Origin of the sequence: Thalassotalea sp. G20_0, assembly GCF_017744175.1 — a bacterium.
Taxonomy (GTDB): domain Bacteria; phylum Pseudomonadota; class Gammaproteobacteria; order Pseudomonadales; family Endozoicomonadaceae; genus Endozoicomonas.
In genome coordinates this window covers 45,011-63,088 of record NZ_JAGHQV010000008.1, presented here as the reverse complement: position 1 = coordinate 63,088, position 18,078 = coordinate 45,011, and the positions used below count along the sequence as shown (strand labels likewise).

The window sequence follows — 18,078 nt, the reverse complement described above, 5'->3', positions numbered from 1 at the left end:
TCACACACCTAGATTTAAAGAAAGGTGTCCTCGACAGGGAAGTAGGTGGGTTTGTTATTTCTTCAAACAACGTTAAACCATAAATACAACCGTGGCTTCACGCTTGTAGAGATGATGATCACCATTGTTCTGATCGCCATTATGGTCAATCTGGTGGTCCCCTTGGGGCAGATTGCTGAAAAGTTCAAGCTTGAGTACGTAAATCAGCGGCTCTACGCTAGTGCCGTTCTGGCCAGAAGTGAAGCGATCAAGCGTGCTGAAACCGTCAGCGTCTGTCGCTCCACAACTGGCGATGGCTGTCAGCCCGGGGTGAACTGGGCAGATGGCTGGATTGTTTTCGTTAACCGCAATGGCAACAACCATGTTGACTGGGGTGAAGACATTATTCGGGTGTATAACCCGGTCAGCAGCCCGGTTGAAATTCTTTGGCACAGCAATGCTGAGGTGCTCAGTTTCAGACCCAGGGGCAGCACATTTCATCAGGGTGCCTTCACTGTGTGTTCAGTGCCAAAAAGACCAACGTTGCAGCAGGTGGTGAATATTTCAGGATCCGGGTTGATTCGCAAGCGGGAGGGGGGGCAGTGTTTATGACCAATTCTGACAGACCCATAAATACTGAACCGGGTTTACTTTCGCTGACTGCTGTTCACAAGACAGGGTGGCAGAGCGGACCTGTGCGGCAAAAAGGTATTGGTCTGGTTGAAGTCATGATCGGCGTGCTGATTTTTGCCGGAGGGGTCATGGCGGTTACCGGTATGCAAAGTCAGGCCATTCGAGCGAATCATGACGCAATTCAGCGATCTCAGGCCGTATGGATGGCCAATGCCGCTGCTGAGTTAATGAGGTTAAACCCGGCCGGGCTGCCAACTTATATTAGAGGATCATCAGGAATCTCCGCTAATTTGAGTAACTCATGCCAGTTAATTCCTCCCGATTGTATTGGTACGACATGTCATGCTGATCTAATGGCGTCGTTTGATTTGCTTGGCTTGATGTGTAGCAGTGCAAATACCATGATCGAACCGAAAATGGACATTCAGTGTGATGGTTCCTGCGGGCCGACGGATAAAGTCAGAATCCTGGTTTCCTGGGGTGCAAGGGGATCGGAAAAAGGTGTTCTGGCAGATCGTCAGCAGGTTGAACTAAGGTACAACAGGAATTGAATAATGCCAGTGAGGATAAGGAATCATCAACAGGGGTTCAGCATTGTAGAAATGATGCTGGCCTTTGTTTTGGGGCTGATTGTCGCAGGCAGTGCTTTACAGTTAATGGTGAATAATAGTCGCTCCGCCGGGGTGAATGAGTTTATTGCCACGGCTCAGGAAAATGGACGTCATAGTCTGTATATCATGAGTACTGAGTTTCGCAGAGCCGGCTTCAGATCCACGATCGGAGCAGATCCAACTCAACCTTTCTACCTGGGCAGATGTGAAGGAGGGGCGGTTTGCACCATTGACGGTGGTGGTACCAACAGTGATCGGGTTGCCATTCAATATGAGCCTATGCCGAATCGTGACAATGGTCAGCTTCAGGACTGTACCGGAGCAACCGTTGTCCCGGGTGCCTTGACAGCAGATGTGTATTTTGTTGCCCGGGATCATGCCAACAATAACATCAATACTTTGTTTTGCCGTGGTTATGATCCATTAACGGGAAATCCGCGGGGGCATGCCCAGGCACTGGTTCAGGGTGTCGATCGGTTGCAGGCACTTTATGGGATTGCCCCGGCGGGGGAAACATACATTAACCAGTATGTGCCCGCCTCAGGGGTGGCAGACTGGAAACAGGTTTTGGGTATACGGTTGGGTGTGTTGGTCAGTGCTGGAGAGCAATCACGTGTTTTTGAGAGAAGGTCCAGAACCTACAACCTGCTCAATAGTGGGAACCTGACACTGGATGACCGGACGCCAAGGTACATGTACAGCACAGCCATCCGTTTGAATAATACTGGATTGTAATTTTCTCAAAAAAAGCAGACGGGTTCTTTTTACTGATTAAGAAGCATTGACTCCATACCCGTTATCTGACAGTTCCGGAGAAAACCGATGAATAAGGTTAATAAAGGTTTCAGCTTGATTGAACTGATGATTGTGGTGTCCATTATTGGTATTTTGGCAGCCATTATGATGCCCAGTTATCATCAATATGCCACTGAAACAAGAAGAAGTGAGGGCGCTGCCATGCTGATGAACGTCATGCAGCAGCAGGAACGGTACTACACCGAGATGTTGAGATACACGGCTAATCTGGCTGATTTGGGATTTGCGAGCCCTGTAGAGTCTGAAAGTGGTAATTACCAGATAGAGGCCGCTCAGTGTGGCTCAGACCCCCTTGAGCGCTGCGTGCAGTTAACCGCTGTTGCCCAGGGTTTGCAGGCAGCAGATGGCAATATGACTTTGGACAGCCGCGGAGCACGAACACCTCAAAGCCACTGGCGTTAGCAAGATGTCAGCAGGCAGATGATTTGAAATTACATGGCGCAGGATGGATAGAGTAAAGTGCTGTTATAACTCACACAAAGCAGTCAGAAAACAAAGCTAACACTTTGCCTACCGTTTCATATGGTTAAATCTTAAAAAACCGACTTTTCCGCTCAGAACAAATGCTTGTCAACGTTTTCAGTGAGTTCCTCTTTTGTCTTATGAGGAGGGCAATAACCCGTTTGGAATTTCACTGATGAAAAAGCCCGATGGATATTATGTAGCAGAATGATCAGTCGATAGCACCATCTGAAGACCACATTAATACGGGCTGTCATTATGGAAAGCTGTTCAGAGCAACGCAAGCAGACGGGTTCTTTTTTATTGATCGTTATGGTTGTCATGCTTGTTATGACGTTTTCCGGTCTTATGGTTATGGAAACAGCATTGCTGGAAGAAGTAACAGTAGGCAATGAACAGCGAACCAGTGAGGTATATCAGGTTGCCTTCAATGAGTTGGAAAGCCAATTTTCCTACCTGGATGCCCATCCCGTACACTTCCGTAATGCCTTCTCCGGGAAGCAGGAAACTCTGTCTCCTATTGTTAATCCGAATGGGTGTAACAATGCAGGTGGAATATGTCAGAGGGTTACACTCAGGTATATTTCTAATACCCTTCCTCCCCCCGGATTTGACATTGCTAAATTCATTGGCCGTGTTTACGAATTAGACAGTGTCGCAATACTGAATGGCAGCGGTGCCAGCTCAAGTCAGACGTTGGGGATTATCTTCGTTGATACACTACCAGGGAGCTAGCCCGGATATTTCATAAACTACCCAACCTCAAGCTCGTGGATTATCAATGACTGAATTCATCCTTGTATTACAGGCTTTCCACTTTGCTCTATTACCTGATCGCGTAGTTTGAAACGTCAACAGCCCGTGACGATGCTCTTTGCGCTATATAATTCAGCAGGTAACCGCCGATAGCTTTCTAAGATCAACAGGGACAGCATAACCATGGCATTGGGCGACAACGACTTAATTCGCTTTTTAATCATTGACTCATCAACCAGGGAAGCAGAATCGCTCCTGAATGTTTTCCGTGAGTCTGGTTATTCCACTCGGGCAAAACAGATCAACTCTTTGGATGATCTCACGGAAGCCACGTCCGGACAGCAGCACTGGGATCTATTGTTGATGGCAGAGCCTCCCGAGCCATTAACTTATTCCCGAATCTTTGATGATATTAATCAGAAAGGCATTGATCTACCGGGTATCGTCCTGATAAATCCGGATGATGAAACCGATGAACTGTCGCTTATTCAAATGGGTGCCCGTGCAGTGATTCCAACGGGGCATGACGAATATCTTTTGACAGTTGCCCGGAAGGAGTTCGAAGACCTGAAGGTCAGGCGACACCATCGACGCATGAGCGTCGCCTTGCATGAATCAGAAAAGCAACGTCAATTATTGCTCGATGACCAGGTTGATGCGGTTGTATACATTAATTATGGGCGTATCCGGTTTGCTAACACGGCATTTATCAACCTGCTGGGGCTTGCGGAAGAGGAGTCTCAGGATGGAAAGTTGTTCAGGGATTTGATCATTACCAAAGATCAGCAGGACGTTGAAGCGTTTCTCATGGGAATTGAAGAAAGTGGTCAGGCACTGGCGGCCATTCAATGTCCTTTAGTCGCTCACAATGGCTCAGAAGTGCCTGTGTCCATAGTGATCTCACCGACGTCATTTAATGGTGAGTTCACTCTCAGTCTGCAGATTAAGCCCTGCGAGAAAGAAGGTGAGCAGGACGAAGTAGATAAAACCCTGGAAAAGTCAGCACCGGACGCCGAAACGGGGCTATTCGACCGAAAACTGTTCGATCAGGCATTGGATATTGCTATTCAGAGAGCAGTAGAGGGCAAAGGAAAGTCAACATTATGTTATCTCCATCTGGAAACCCTGAAAGCCGCCCATGAACAGCATGGGAAAGAGGTTAGCCAGAAGCTGTTTAAATCGGTTGCGCAAAAGATAACGTCACATCTTGACGCCACGCATCATGTATCCAGTCGAGGAGGGGCAAACTTTGCCGCCCTGCTTCGGGAAGGGGAAGAACAGGACGTTACCGAACTGATGGAAAGTTTGCTGGCAGCCGTTACCGGCGAGGATATTGTCATTGATCAACATTCGTTGCCGGTCAAGTTGTCAATAGGTGCTGTTATTCTCAGTGATACCGTCAGCGATGCTGAAACATTAACTGGTCAAAGTCGTCAGGCCACCGTGTTGGCACAAAAGCAGGGTGGCAACCAACTGTGCTTTTACCAGAAGCGTAAAGCCAGCTCGGTTCATTCCGTTGAAAAGCAGCTGGCTGGCATGGTCAGCCAGGCGATAAAGAACAAAACATTCAGGCTGAGTTATCAACCCGTTATCTCCCTTGCAGGATCGCCATCTGAGTATTATGAAGTCTCTTTTGTTCTGACCGACCCGGAAGGAAAGGAACATGAGGCTTCAGAATTCAGGCCCAAACTGGAAAAAATCAGTTTGTGGAACAAGCTGGATCGGTGGCAACTGATTGAAGCCAGTAAAGCATTGATGGCTAAAAGAAAAGAAGGGAGTGATACCCGGCTGTTGCTGCATGTCGGTGGTTGTTCTGCAACGGATGATACGTTTATCCCATGGATGAAGGTTGCTCTGAAAACGGCGGGCATTCCCACTGATGCCGTTGCCATTGAATTGAGTGAACAGAATCTGGCCCGTTACTCAGAAGTGATACCGGATTTTTTCAGCACTCTGAAAGCGATGGGATGCCAGACAGTGATCAGTGAGTTTGGTTGCAGCCTTAACCCACTGGAAGGGATTGCTCATCTTGATATAGACCTGGTAAAGCTTGACCAATCCTTCACAGAAGACCTTAGCAGTGGCGGTAATGCCCAGGAGTTACAAAAGATGATCCAGGATCTCAGTCAAAGTGGCCGTAAAGTGATCGTGCCCGGGATTGAAACAGCGGAAGAAATGACCCCTGTCTGGCAGTATGGCGCTGATTTTATTCAGGGCAGTTATATGCAACCCCCTTCAGAGCGCATGGATTTTGATTTCGGGGCGGATGGGTAACACCGCCTTTTCTATATATCTGCTATCCTGCATCTTTATAATGGCTGTTCCCCATCCTCCCATGATTCGAGGCTGTTTTTCAGGACCCGGATTTATGGGTTTATCCCCTTCATTGGGTATTTCAATTTACAGACACCATTTCTTACCAGACAATACCGCCCCTGATAGATGTGTTTAAACAAGGGATAGACAGGTATTTCCATGTCAGCAAAGCTCAATATGGTCATGGCCCAGCTGAATCTGGTGGTGGGCGACATTGACGGGAACACGTCCCGTGTCATTGAGGCTGCCGAGCAGGCCCGGGATCAGCTGGATGCGGATGTTGTTGTCTTTCCGGAGCTGACCCTCTGCGGTTATCCGCCAGAAGACCTGCTGTTGCGGCCCAGTCTCATTGTACGGGTAGAACAGGCACTGAACCGACTCAGGGTGGTTAAGGGTATTGACTTGATTATCGGTGTCCCGCTGATGGGGCCACATGGTCTGGAAAACCAGGCGCTGGTGCTGCGTGATGGTGAGATTGTCGCCCGCTACGGGAAACAGCATCTGCCCAATTATCAGGTTTTTGATGAAAAACGCTATTTTGTGAAAGGTCAGAACACGGTTATTTATGCCTGCAAAGGTGTCAATATTGCCCTGTTGATTTGCGAAGACCTCTGGTACCAGGGGCCGGTTCGCCGGGCTAAAGAAGCCGGAGCAGACCTGATTATCAGTCTCAATGCATCACCCTTCCATATGAACAAACAGTCACTGCGTCAGCAGGTGGTTCGTGAGCGCTGTCTGGAGTCGGGCCTTCCTGTCCTTTATACCAACCTGGTGGGTGGTCAGGATGAACTGGTGTTTGACGGGGGCTCCTTTGCCATGAACGGTAATGGTGAAGTGGCTGTTGGTGCAACCTGGTTTACCGAAGAGTTGTTCTGCGTTGCCTTTGATAAAGGCTCTATGACATTTGAACAGGGAGAGGTTGCAGAAATCCCCGACGTTTGCTCAAGGGTTTATGATGCCCTGGTGACTGGTGTCAGGGATTATGTCAATAAGAATGGTTTTAAGGGCATCGTTCTGGGGTTGTCCGGAGGCATTGACTCTGCCCTGACTCTGGCAGTAGCTACCGATGCCCTGGGTAAAGACCGGGTTCAGGCGGTCATGATGCCCTACCGTTACACCTCCGATATGAGCCTTGAGGATGCGGCAGAAGAGGCGAAAATTCTGGGCATTGACTATAAGGTGCTGTCTATTGAACCGATGTTTGATGCCTTTATGGACACCCTGAATACCGAGTTTGCCGGTTATGGCCGGGATACCACCGAAGAAAACCTGCAGTCCCGGTGCCGGGGTGTCATGCTAATGGCGATCTCCAATAAGAAGGGGTACCTGGTGCTTACTACGGGTAATAAAAGTGAAATGGCGGTCGGTTACTGCACGCTCTACGGCGATATGGCCGGTGGTTTTGATGTTCTGAAAGATGTACCGAAAACACTGGTGTTTAAACTGTCCGAATATCGCAATACCCGGGGCTATGTGATTCCCCAGCGAGTGATAGACCGTCCGCCCTCCGCTGAACTTGCCCCGGATCAGGTGGATGAAGACAGCCTGCCGCCCTATGATGAGCTGGATCGCATTCTTGAACTCTATATTGAACAGGATCATAGTGCCGAATCCATCGTGAAAGAAGGGTTTGACCGGGATACGGTTTATCGGGTTCTGAGGCTGGTGGATATCAATGAGTACAAACGTCGCCAGTCAGCTATTGGGGTCAGAATTACCCCGAGAGGGTTTGGCCGGGATCGTCGCTATCCGATAACTAATGGCTGGAGACCAGGTGTTTAACCAGCCTCAAAGCACCTGAGCCTCAAGCGAGGCTCAGGTAATAATGATGCAGTTTATCCAATGACCGGTGTAACTGGATTATAGAGCCACTGTTATCAACGATATCATCGGCTCTGCCAACTCTCTGTTGCCGTTCCATCTGGCTACTGAGGATCTGCCGGGTCTGATCCTCTGTCATCTGGTCACGGGCCATGGTGCGGGATAGCTGAATACTCTCTGGCACATCCACGACCAGCACACGATCCACCAATTCATGCTGACTGGTTTCCAGCATCAACGGCGAAACCAGTACGGCATAACGTGATTCAGCATGGGTCAGCTCAAGGATTATCTGATCCCGTATCAGGGGGTGTAGCAGACCTTCCAGCCACTTTCGCTCATCAGCATCAGCAAAGATAATGGTTCTCAGCTTTCTTCGGTCAAGACTGCCATCGAGCAAAATCTTCGGGCCATAGCGCCGTTCAATGTCAGCCAGTGCCGGTTTTCCCGGCTCTACCACCACGCGGGAAGCAATATCCGCATCAACAATACAAATTCCCTTGTTGGCAAAAAAGTCGGTCACTGCCGTCTTGCCGCTGCCAATACCGCCGGTGACTCCAACCGTAAAAGGGCGCTTTTGTCGAACTCGGGGTTGCTGTGAGCCTACAGTGTTCATCCGTTCAAACCCGAAAAGCTCAGATAAGCCGCAATCAGTTGATCGCCCCAGACCAGGGCAACAAAGCCGGCAATGGCCAGATAAGGGCCAAAGGGAATCGGGTTGGATCGTTCCTGCCGTTTACTGACGATCAACAATATCGCTGCTATGGTGCCAACCAGTGATGAGAGCAGGATGATCAGGGGCAGCTTCATCCAGCCCAGCCAGGCCCCCAGCGCCGCCAGCAGTTTAAAGTCACCGTAGCCCATGCCTTCCTTGCCGGTCACCAGTTTGAATACCCAGTAAACACTCCACAGGGAAAGATAACCGGCGATGGCTCCCCACAGCGCCTGTTCGAGGGTTACCACCAGTCCAAAGCTGTTGACGATCAGGCCTGCCCAGAGGAGTGGCAGAGTAATATCGTCAGGCAGTAGCTGGGTATCGTAGTCAATCATGGTCAGGGTCAGCAGTGACCAGCCAAACAGACAGAAAATCAGCGTATGTAATGTAACGCCGTAGGTCAGGCCAATCATTATCGTCATAAGGGCGCTGAGTACCTCGATGGCCGGATAGCGCAATGAAATCGGGGTCCGGCAGGCTGAGCATTTACCTCTCAGGAACAGATAGCTGATCACCGGAATATTCTCCCAGGCACGGATTTTATGCTGACAGGAAGGACAGGTAGATGCAGGCACCACAAGGTTAAAAGCAGGCAAAGGGTCCGGTGTCTTTTCCGGGTGTAAAATAGCTTCACTCTGCTGCTGCCACTGCCTTTCCATCATTATGGGCAACCGGTGGATCACCACATTGAGAAAACTACCGACAATCAAGCCAAAGATGGTCAGCACAAAGGTCAGGTAAGGGGTTGAGGTCTCTATAAGTTCTATAATCGGTGACATTCACACAGTTCCCTGATGGTGATCAGTATGGCTGGCCAGTCCTCCCCGCCAGTACCTGATCGTTTGATAGTCCAATATTGGCATGCCTGTTGCCGTAATCAAACCTCTGAAGCGAAAGGAAAACAACGGCTAAACCGTAAATTAGGATTTGAGCAGGTTCTTAATTCAACGGTTGAATTCTGGCTAAGTTTGCCAGCTATGCCTTGATAGGGGAACTTTTCAATGAACGATCAGTCAGAAAAACAAATTTGAATATAAATTGCTGTGAAAATGCACGGTCTGACTCTACCCGGTCCATTTTGCACTTTGCCCGACATGATGTGACTGCCATTTTTATCCAGTGAAGAGTCCAAAAATGTATCTGACAAATTACTGAGGTCCAACAACAATGAACTGCAATAATTCAAATAATTCATTAGTCCCTTCCGCACAGCCCATAGCAAATATCCCGGAAAAACCGTCGGATAATACGGTTGCAGCGGGCGTTCCTCTGATTCCCCGCGAACATCCTGGTCCCCCTGCACCTGAGACCAAGACTGTACCGTTAACTGATTTCACCATAACCAGGGTTGATGTTAACCCTGAGCCCGCTGCTAAAAAAGCACGGCTTGAAATCCCCAATGTTCTCTCACAACCTGGTACAATAGCTCAGATAACACCGGAGGCTTTAACCTCTTGCTTTCAAGTGTCGTGTAACTCGGATGATGGTGAGAAGCTTGCTCGTCTATTATCGAATACTGATGAAAAAACACGGAAAGAATGGTTCAGTTGCCCACTGTCGTTCAGCGATAAAAAAGACACTCCGATAATATATGCTGCCCGGCGTGGTCATGCAGCAGTTGTTGAGACATTAATCGACCATCAGGCAAATCCCTGTGAAAACAATCCATTTTCTTCCCTTCAGAGTAGTGCTCTGACTATTGCTGCGCAGGAAAATCAAGCGAAGGTCATTCAGGTCATGACCAAATCCAAACAGTTTGATCCTGACAACCCCAGGAAAGATGGCATCACCGGATTGATCATGGCCATAAAAAAGGGTTACGCCGAGACCACGAAAATCCTTTTGGAGCACAAGGCTAACCCCAACTACAAAATTCGTTGCGCTGGGGATGATAAGATTGGATTCAGATCCATTGGCAACTTTGGCGAGGGTGAATCAATACCACCAGGGCGGGCTTGGTATACTCCTGTTATGTCTGCAATTGAATTTGGAAACCACATTATTCTGGAGCAACTGCTCGCAAATGGTGGAGATCCAAATAATATTGATCCGGCTAATCCCATTCAACAATCACCATTATTTATGGCAAGTTTTTCCAGGACTCCTGCAGCAGCAAAGATGATCAGGCTTTTATTAAACTGCGGAGCTAATATGCACGAACGGATAGCTCCTTGTGATGAGACTATCAGGAATTTAACTCAAGAAAAAACTCAACTCCATCATACGCTGCTTGAACTCACATGTTTTTGCTCTGCAAAAGAGTCTGATCATGAATCTCAATTACATCACAATGCTCAAATTTTATGTGATCATTTTCGAACAACTGGAGGTCAATCAGTTGAAAGGTCAATTCTGAAGTGGTTTTATACTGGTCAAGGTTTCTTGAAAAGTGTAGTTTTGATCAGTGACTGTTGTGAGAAAGCCCTGACCAGACCATCTCTGACAGAGTATCTCATACGTAATTTAAGTTTATTAACTTCATTGTTAGATGTGTTTGGTAATGAAGAATCTTCCGAATCCCAAGATGACAAGTATCAAAGAGCAATCAATTGTGCCGAAGAAACAAGATTAAGTTTGCACGAAGATTTAAAAAGTACTGATTCAGCTCAGCTTCGGCAAATGGTAGAAGAAGTGCTGGATAAATTTAATGACTATAATATGGATTTTAATGATGAAGTGATAAAGAAGTTTCTCAAAGCAAATGAGAAAATTGAAGTTGAAGACCCCGCCCTGAAAAAAACAGAGTATCGAATTGAAGTTTCTTCTTTACTATTATCTTTAGCCAGGGTGGTTGTTAACTACATTTGGCATCACTGATTTATAACCGGGTGATCCATACTAAGAAGTTTTACAACGGGGGTTGTGCTTATCTCTAATCCATTATTTTATTTTGTCAGGGGCACCATCTTTTATCAGAGAGTATTCTCCATCAGCGATTCCTGTAGTAAGCTCTGCTCAAACAAGATAATAGAGCGGAAGATCCCGTTCAAAAAAACAACAAAATGACCTGTAAAAGGGGGATGATCCACATGAAACGTATAGCTGCTGCATTCGCAATGCTGTTGCCTATCGTTGCTTTTGCCCCACTTTCACCACCAAAATGACGTAATCATCTGATTTTGAACCATATATTCTATTCGAATATATGGTTGGCACTATTTTTAATTGTTTAAAATCAAAATGTTACCAAGGGGTGGTGAAGGTCGGTTTTGCCCAAAACTACTTCATTGGGACAGGTGGGCAAAGTGGTATTTATTACCCCTTTGGTGGTGCTCTGGCCAAAGTCTGGTCGGACGAAGTGAGTAGCATCAATGTAAAAGCCGAGGTGACTGCTGCCTCCGTTGAAAACACCATCAAGGTCGAACGTGGCGATATGCTGGCCGATTGGTAGACCTTGGGTTCTGTGCACTGGCCCTGTTTGCCGGATACCAGATCATCAAGTTTGACTATAACGATATTAACTATCTTCTGTTTGGTCTGGCCAATACGGATTTGCTGGCGGGTGTCGTTTTTACGCTGTTATTTTTTCTGGCTGTCACAAACCTCTAATGTCACGCCCCCCATTGCCCTGGCCGCATTTGCTGGTGCGGGTGTAGCCAATGCCAAACCGATGAAGGCTTCGGTTGAGGCGTTTAAGCTTGCCGCAGGCTTGTTTGTCATTCCAATGATGATGGCTTATACAGGGCTGATTAATACCTCTGCGGATCTATTGGGGCTAGTTATAGCAACCCTGCAAACGACTGCGATTATTGTGGCGATGGCAATGACCATCGAAGGCTCTTAGGGTAGACATTAAGCGCCTACTCCTCTCTTCGGCAAGTTAAAGATGGAACCCCAATGAAAATGGAGGGATAAGCTTAATGTCCAACCTAAGTAAGCAGACTAACCAGGATAATCATAGATTACTTCAACGCTGTTAAGAGCCCTCCGCCCTGACACACCATAAATGGAATGAACCTAATAACCGTTTTGTGGTCAAAGTGCCGTGTTTATAGTTCAACTGCGCAGGGTTTTATTCTGAAAACAATGGCATCAACCTATACCCGTCCAAAGCCTGATGGCCGGGTTGAACAGCAAGCCGGTTCAAGTGGGACGTCTAACCACTACATAAGTCTATTTAATGGTAAAAGAGTCTCTTGCCATCAGTCCTCTGGTGGTACGGCCAAGAATCAGGACGATAGCAGACGTATTGAAGATGCTTTTTGGCAACAAAAAATGTTGCAAGGGCGTCAAATCACCACGGCTTGTGTGATTACAGCTTACGGCAATGATAGAACGTCTCTTAGAAGCGGTTTCTTCCTGCAAAAACTCTGCTTAAGGAACATTCTCCATAACAATAGAAACATCACCCCGGATCAGGTTGTCCGGGCGTTTAACCTGAAACCAGATCGGAGTAAGAGCGAATTAGCGATAGCGTGCTTCAAAGCGGAATGTTGCCTGAAGGGGCTGCCAATGAACGACCAACGGCTTACACCGGAGGCAGTGGTTAAGGATTTCCCGGATAGCCCGGAGGGCAGAATGGCACTGGCGCACTTCAAGGAAAAATGTTGCCTGAGTGGCCTGGCGTTGAATGACCGGCAGTTCACACCGGATGTCGTGGTTAAGGATTTCCCGGATAGCCCGAAGGGCAGACTGGCCCTGGCGCACTTTAAGGAACACTGTTACCTGAAGAAGGTGATGTTGAGTGGCCAGCAAGTCACAACGGAGGCGGTGGTTAAGGGTTTTCAGGCAGCCGGGGCAACAAGGGCGCTGGGGCGTTTTAAGGAACATTGTTGCCTGAAGGGCGTGAAATTGAATGGCCAACTGGTCACAGCGGAGGCGGTGGTTAAGGACTTTCAGGCAGCCAACGCAAAACTGGAGCTGGCACGCTTTAAGCAACAATGTTGCCTGCTGGGGCTGGCGTTGAATGACCGGCAGGTGACACCGGAGGCCGTTGTTAAGGATTTTCAGGCAGCCAAATCAACACTGGGGCTGGCGCGCTTTAAAGCGGAATGTTGCCTGAGAGGTGTGCCACTGAACGGCCAGCAGGTGACACCGGATGAGGTGGTCAGGGATTTTAAGGCAGCCAAAGCGACCTTGGCGCTGGCGCGCTTTAAAGAGCAATGTTGTCTGAATGGGCTGATGTTGAATGGCCAACAGGTAACACCGGATATGGTGTTCAGGGATTATCAGGCAGCCAACGCAACACTGGAGCAGGCACGCTTAAAGGTGGAATGTTGTCTGAGAGGGCTCCCATTGAATGGCCGACAGGTGACACCAGAGGCAGTGGTCAGGGACTTTCAGGCACTCAGGGCAACACGGGAGCTGGCGCGCTTTAAAGCAGAATGTTGCCTGAGGGGCCTGACGTTGAATGGCCGGCAGGTGGCACCGGATGTGGTGGTTAAGGATTATGCGCGGGGTGGATTGCTGCTTGAAAGCGCAATTTTTTATGCTCAGCTGGCATTGAGTGCCAGGGCATTGAATGGCCGGTATCTGGATAACAAGGAAGTATTGGCCGCGTTTCATCAAGCTCCGGGGGATCATTCTTCAAAGCAGGTCAGGTATCTGATTCAAAGGCTGAGACAATCCTGGCGGTACGATGAAACCAAAGAAGTTCAGGATTTGCTGCAAGCGGCCTGGCGAATCTTGAACAACGTATCGATCAAAGGTGATGAACAACACCGGCTGCAATGCATATTGAAATTCATGGCTATGCATCATGAGTTGCGAATTGATCATAAGCGGGTGTCCGCAGAGCAGGTGTTGCATTCCATCAAAATACTGAGGCGTTCATTTCAGAATTCACGCCTGCATTTCTTTTTCCTGGCATACTGCTATATCAACAGCCAGTCTGTTAATAAACGACAGATCAATAAAGATCAGGTTATGGCGTGTCTTCAGAGTTTTCCTGAATTCAGCAAGCTCCGCCACGCTTTAAGCTGCTGGTTTGAACAATGCAGCCCGGCATCCAATATCATGGATGAGTTGCTGTTCAAATCGGATTTCCTTTACGAGGTGATACCCGATACAGAGAGTTCTGGCCGAAGAGCAACATCGGTAGAGGTATCCGTTGCCAATCCTGACAGGGAGGAACTATTCCCTTATCAGGCCAGGGAATACCGGGATGAAACAGAACCTGTGTCTGTTACCTGGGCAATGATCGTCAGTGGGTATCAACCCCTGAAACAATGGCCACGAACAGGCGCAACGGGTGTCCGGGGAGTTCCACAGTTAAATGCGCTAACGCTGAAAACACTGGAGGTTATTCAGGAAATCAATAGTGCCAATACCGCTCCAACCATTCTGATTACCGGTTCATACGCACGTTTTTTACAGAACCTCTGCCCGGTATTTAATGATATTGATATTATCTGCACGACAGAAGGGGTCGCCAGAGCGCTTTTTGACAAGCTGCAGGCACTGAACACCGACAGGGATTCAGAAATTCCAATAAACATCATCATCTCATCAATCCCGGGATGTCAGGCGATTAAACTGCCAAAAGCCTACAATATTCATCTTACAGACGGTGATTTGGGTGTGAAAGCAATGGAGTTTCAGGTCAGTGTTGATGACAGAGTCATCCATGAGAATGCAGAGCGATCTGCCGTTCGCGTTCCCGGCGTTGAGAGGCCGGTATGGTATTTGTCGTTTGCTGAAGAAACCAGGCTTATGAACGATACGCTGGAACACCTCGCTGAGAACCTCGACCCGTTGACAGAGCAATTGCAACAAGGGGCGGTATTTGACTTACCCCGAACGCTTCTTTTTAACAACCCTATGAACACAGGGGAACGCATTTATGGCTTGCTGATGCGCTCCCTGCTCACTCTGAATAAAGCCAGACAATTTATCGCTCTGTACTCTGAGCAACAAACCGGAAGATCAGACTTTCGGACTGACCAGCTGCAAGAACAACAACAACGCCTGCATACACTGACTGCGAAGCTTCAAACGAAATTGAATGGCCATGTTTGCCGTCATGATTTTGAGCACCGGGTAAATGGCTGTCTATCGACCATGCATAATGATTACCAGATCAAGAGGAAGGGCTTTATCAAAGCGCTGCTGGCAATGATGAATCCTGAATATGATCAGGTAAATGTGATCACCGGCTGCTCTTCCCCCGAAAACGCCATGCTGGAACCTAACCCTTATTTTTAGGTCTGACAGTGGTATTTATGGTTAAAGTGCGCAGGGTTTATTCTGAAAGCAGCAGCATCAACCTACTCATCTCCAAATTCTGCTGGTCGGTTTGGTCAACAAGCCGGTTCAGGCGGGGTTCCTGATTGTTCAAAAAGCACCTGTAACCGCAAAAGCGTTGCAAGTCATCCGTCTTATAGAGCCACAGCCACCCCCTCAGATATTGGCAAATGTACTGAGGATGCCTTTTGGCAAAACAAAACATTAGAAGGGCGTCAGATAACCACGGCTGTAGTGCTTGCTACCTATGGAAATGAGAAAACGTCTCTCAGAAGCGGGTTCTTTCTGCAAAAGCTCTGTTTACAGAACATTTTACATAGCAATAGAAAAGTTACCCCGGATCAGGTCATTCAGGCATTCAACCGGCAGCCGGACCGAAAGAATAAATACAAATTAGCAATAGCACGCTTCAAGGCCGAATGTTGCCTGAAGTGTCTGCCGTTATATGGCTATCAGGTTACACCGGGTGAAGTGGTCAAGGATTTCCCGGGTAGCCCGGAAGGCAAACTGGGAATAGCGCGTTTTAAGGAACAATGCTGCCTGAAGGGCCTGATGTTGAATGGTCGGCAGATTTCACCGAATGCGGTGGTTAAGGATTATCAGGCAGCCAACGCAAAACTGGAGTTGGTGCGCTTTCAGGAACAATGTTGTCTGAGGGGACTGTTGTTGAATGGTCGGCAGTTCACACCGGATGCGGTGGTTAGGGGCTATCAGGCATTAAAGGCGACACTGTCGCTAGCGCGTTTTCAGGAACAATGCTGCCTGAAGGGGTTGTTGTTGAATGGCCAGCAGGTGACACCGGATGCTGTGGTTAAGAATTATCAGGCAATCAAAGCAACACTGGAGGAGGCACGCTTCAAAGCGGAGTGTTGCCTCAGGGGGCTGACATTGAATAGTCGGCAGGTCACAGCGGATGAAGTGGTTGAGGGCTACCAGATAGCCAACGCACCACTGGAGTTGGCACGCTTTAAGGAACAATGTTGCCTGTGGGGTCTGGTGTTGAATGGTCAGCTGGTTACACCGGATTCTGTGGTCAGGGATTTCCCGGATAGCCCGGAAGGTAGACTGGGCATAGCACGTTTCCAGGCGGAATGTTGCCTGAGGGGGTTGTTATTGAATGGTCAGCAGGTCACACCGGGGGCGGTGGTCAAGGATTATGAGCGTGGTGGCTGGTTGCTCGAGAGAGCTGTTTTTTATGCTCAGCTGGCATTGAATGCAAAAGTACTGGATCAAAACTGTCTGGATGATCAGAAAGTATTAGAAGCATTTAATGACGTTCCCGGGGATCATTCTTCAAGGCAAGCCAGGTATTTGATGCAAAGCCTGAAACCTCCTCAGCGGTACGATGACGCCAATGAAGCTCAGGATGTACTTCAAAAGGCCTGGCAAATCTTAAGCAACGTATCGGTCCAGGACGATGAGCAACTCCGACTGCAATGTATATTGCAATTCATGGCGATGCAGTATGAATTGACCATTGATCATCTGAGAATAACCGCAGAACAGGTACTGCAATCAATTTCAACACTGAGATGCTCATATCAGAATTCACGCCTGTATTTCTTCTTTCTGGCACAGTGCCATATCGCGAGACAGCCTGTTAATGGACGGCAAATCCATAGGGAGCTGGTTCAGGAATGCCTTCAGAGTTTTCCCGAGGGAAGCAGGCTGCGCAATGCGTTAGGCTGCTGGTTTGAACAATGCAGCCTCGCAGCCAATATAACGGATTCTTTACTGGTTAAACGGGTAAGTGCCGTTACCTCGGGTAGTGATAATTCTGACGGATATAAAGATTCTGTCGTACAAAAGGAGGCTTCTGTTGCTATTGCCGCTGGTGCAGTTCAAACCCGGAAGCACTTGCCAAAAGAATGGACAGCAACAGGCGGGCCGGGGGCTCCGAACCATCAGATTCCGCAGTTAAATGCGCTAACGCTGCAAACCCTGGAGATTATTCAGGAAATCAATGGTGCCAGTAACGATCCAGCCATTCTGATTACCGGTTCATACTCCCGTTTTTTACAGAACCTCTGCCCAGTATTTAATGACATTGACATTATCTGCACGACAGAAGCGTCTGCCAAAGCACTCTTTGATACGCTGCAGTCACTGAATACCGACAGGGACTTTGAAATCCCCAAAAACATCACCATCAGGCTAATACCGGGATGTCCGGCAATTAAACTACCAAACGCTTATAATATTGAGCTTGAATACGGTGATTTGGGTACCAGGGCAATGGGGGTTCAGGTCAGTGTTGATGACAGAGTCATCCATGACAATGCAGAACGATTGGCCGTTCACATTCCCGGTGTTGAGAGGCCGGTATGGTATTTGTCGTTTGCTGAAGAAACCAGGCTACTGAACGATACGCTGGAACACCTCGCTGAGAACCTTGATGCGCTGACAGGGCAATTGCAACAAGGGGCGGTATTTGACCTGCCGCGAACCATTCTTTTTAATTTTCCGAAAAGCCCTGATGAGCGTATCTATGGCCTGCTTATGCGCGCTCTGCTTACCCTGAATAAAGCCAGACAGTTTATCGCTCTGCACTCTGAACAAAACCCCGGGAGTCCTGACTGCCGGACCGATCAGCTTCAACAAGAGCAACAACGCCTTCATGGGCTTAGTGCGAATCTTCAAGCCAAACTGCATGGCCATGTTTGTCTTGATGCTTTTGAGCAGAGAGTTAACGACTGGCTAACGACAACTCACCATGTTAATGATTACGAGATCAAGAGGAAGGATTTTGTCAAAGCGCTGCTTGCGATGATACATCCTGAATAAGTG

General features: G+C 48.2%; 14 protein-coding genes. 12 read left to right on the top strand and 2 right to left on the bottom strand.

The features are described 5' to 3' along the window. Nucleotides 1-45 precede the first annotated feature (45 nt). The 7 genes from J7438_RS06750 (at nt 46) to J7438_RS06720 (ending at nt 7,355) form a co-directional block, all read left to right on the top strand. Nucleotides 46-591: a GspH/FimT family pseudopilin gene (locus tag J7438_RS06750; protein WP_209275938.1), complete on the top strand. Its 546-nt coding sequence runs from the start codon at nt 46-48 to the stop codon at nt 589-591. Then, complete coding sequence (locus tag J7438_RS06745) at nt 588-1,163, top strand: PilV family protein (RefSeq protein WP_209275937.1); 576 nt, start codon at nt 588-590, stop codon at nt 1,161-1,163. Before J7438_RS06750 ends, J7438_RS06745 begins: the two co-directional genes overlap by 4 nt. Nucleotides 1,164-1,166: 3 nt before the next feature. Next, on the top strand, nt 1,167-1,958 hold the full coding sequence (locus J7438_RS06740; protein ID WP_209276047.1) for a PilW family protein: 792 nt from the start codon (nt 1,167-1,169) through the stop codon (nt 1,956-1,958). 87 nt (nt 1,959-2,045) lie between these two features. After that, a complete protein-coding gene (locus J7438_RS06735; protein ID WP_209201315.1) occupies nt 2,046-2,441 on the top strand; it encodes a type IV pilin protein in 396 nt (131 codons plus the stop codon). 318 nt (nt 2,442-2,759) lie between these two features. Then, complete coding sequence (locus J7438_RS06730) at nt 2,760-3,236, top strand: pilus assembly PilX family protein (RefSeq protein WP_209201314.1); 477 nt, start codon at nt 2,760-2,762, stop codon at nt 3,234-3,236. Nucleotides 3,237-3,440: 204 nt separating this feature from the next. Further along, complete coding sequence (locus tag J7438_RS06725) at nt 3,441-5,531, top strand: sensor domain-containing phosphodiesterase (RefSeq protein ID WP_209275936.1); 2,091 nt, start codon at nt 3,441-3,443, stop codon at nt 5,529-5,531. 201 nt (nt 5,532-5,732) lie between these two features. Beyond that, the gene (locus tag J7438_RS06720) at nt 5,733-7,355 is read left to right on the top strand and encodes an NAD+ synthase (RefSeq protein ID WP_286196448.1); all 1,623 of its coding nucleotides are present in this window, start codon (nt 5,733-5,735) and stop codon (nt 7,353-7,355) included. A 22-nt stretch (nt 7,356-7,377) separates the two neighbouring features. Here the strand turns inward: J7438_RS06720 and coaE are convergent, their stop codons facing one another. Both coaE and J7438_RS06710 read right to left on the bottom strand, forming a co-directional pair. Next, nucleotides 7,378-8,010 (bottom strand): dephospho-CoA kinase, encoded by a 633-nt coding sequence (gene coaE / locus J7438_RS06715; protein WP_209275935.1) that lies wholly within the window; start codon nt 8,008-8,010, stop codon nt 7,378-7,380. Next, complete coding sequence (locus J7438_RS06710) at nt 8,007-8,888, bottom strand: prepilin peptidase (RefSeq protein ID WP_209275934.1); 882 nt, start codon at nt 8,886-8,888, stop codon at nt 8,007-8,009. Before J7438_RS06710 ends, coaE begins: the two co-directional genes overlap by 4 nt. Nucleotides 8,889-9,276: 388 nt before the next feature. On the opposite strand from J7438_RS06710, the gene J7438_RS06705 reads away from it, so the two are divergent. From J7438_RS06705 to J7438_RS06685, 5 genes are all read left to right on the top strand, one after another. Next, entirely contained in the window at nt 9,277-10,926 is a 1,650-nt protein-coding gene (locus J7438_RS06705) for an ankyrin repeat domain-containing protein (protein ID WP_209275933.1), read from the top strand. Between the two features lie 328 nt (nt 10,927-11,254). Continuing rightward, nucleotides 11,255-11,500, top strand: a complete 246-nt coding sequence (locus tag J7438_RS06700; protein ID WP_286196447.1) for a TAXI family TRAP transporter solute-binding subunit — start codon at nt 11,255-11,257, stop codon at nt 11,498-11,500. A 111-nt stretch (nt 11,501-11,611) separates the two neighbouring features. After that, a complete protein-coding gene (locus J7438_RS06695) occupies nt 11,612-11,893 on the top strand; it encodes a hypothetical protein (RefSeq protein WP_209275932.1) in 282 nt (93 codons plus the stop codon). Between the two features lie 242 nt (nt 11,894-12,135). After that, nucleotides 12,136-15,252, top strand: a complete 3,117-nt coding sequence (locus J7438_RS06690) for a hypothetical protein (RefSeq protein ID WP_209275931.1) — start codon at nt 12,136-12,138, stop codon at nt 15,250-15,252. A 273-nt stretch (nt 15,253-15,525) separates the two neighbouring features. Next, nucleotides 15,526-18,075, top strand: coding sequence for a hypothetical protein (locus J7438_RS06685; RefSeq protein WP_209275930.1), 2,550 nt, complete (start codon nt 15,526-15,528; stop codon nt 18,073-18,075). The last annotated feature ends 3 nt before the right edge of the window (nt 18,076-18,078 follow it).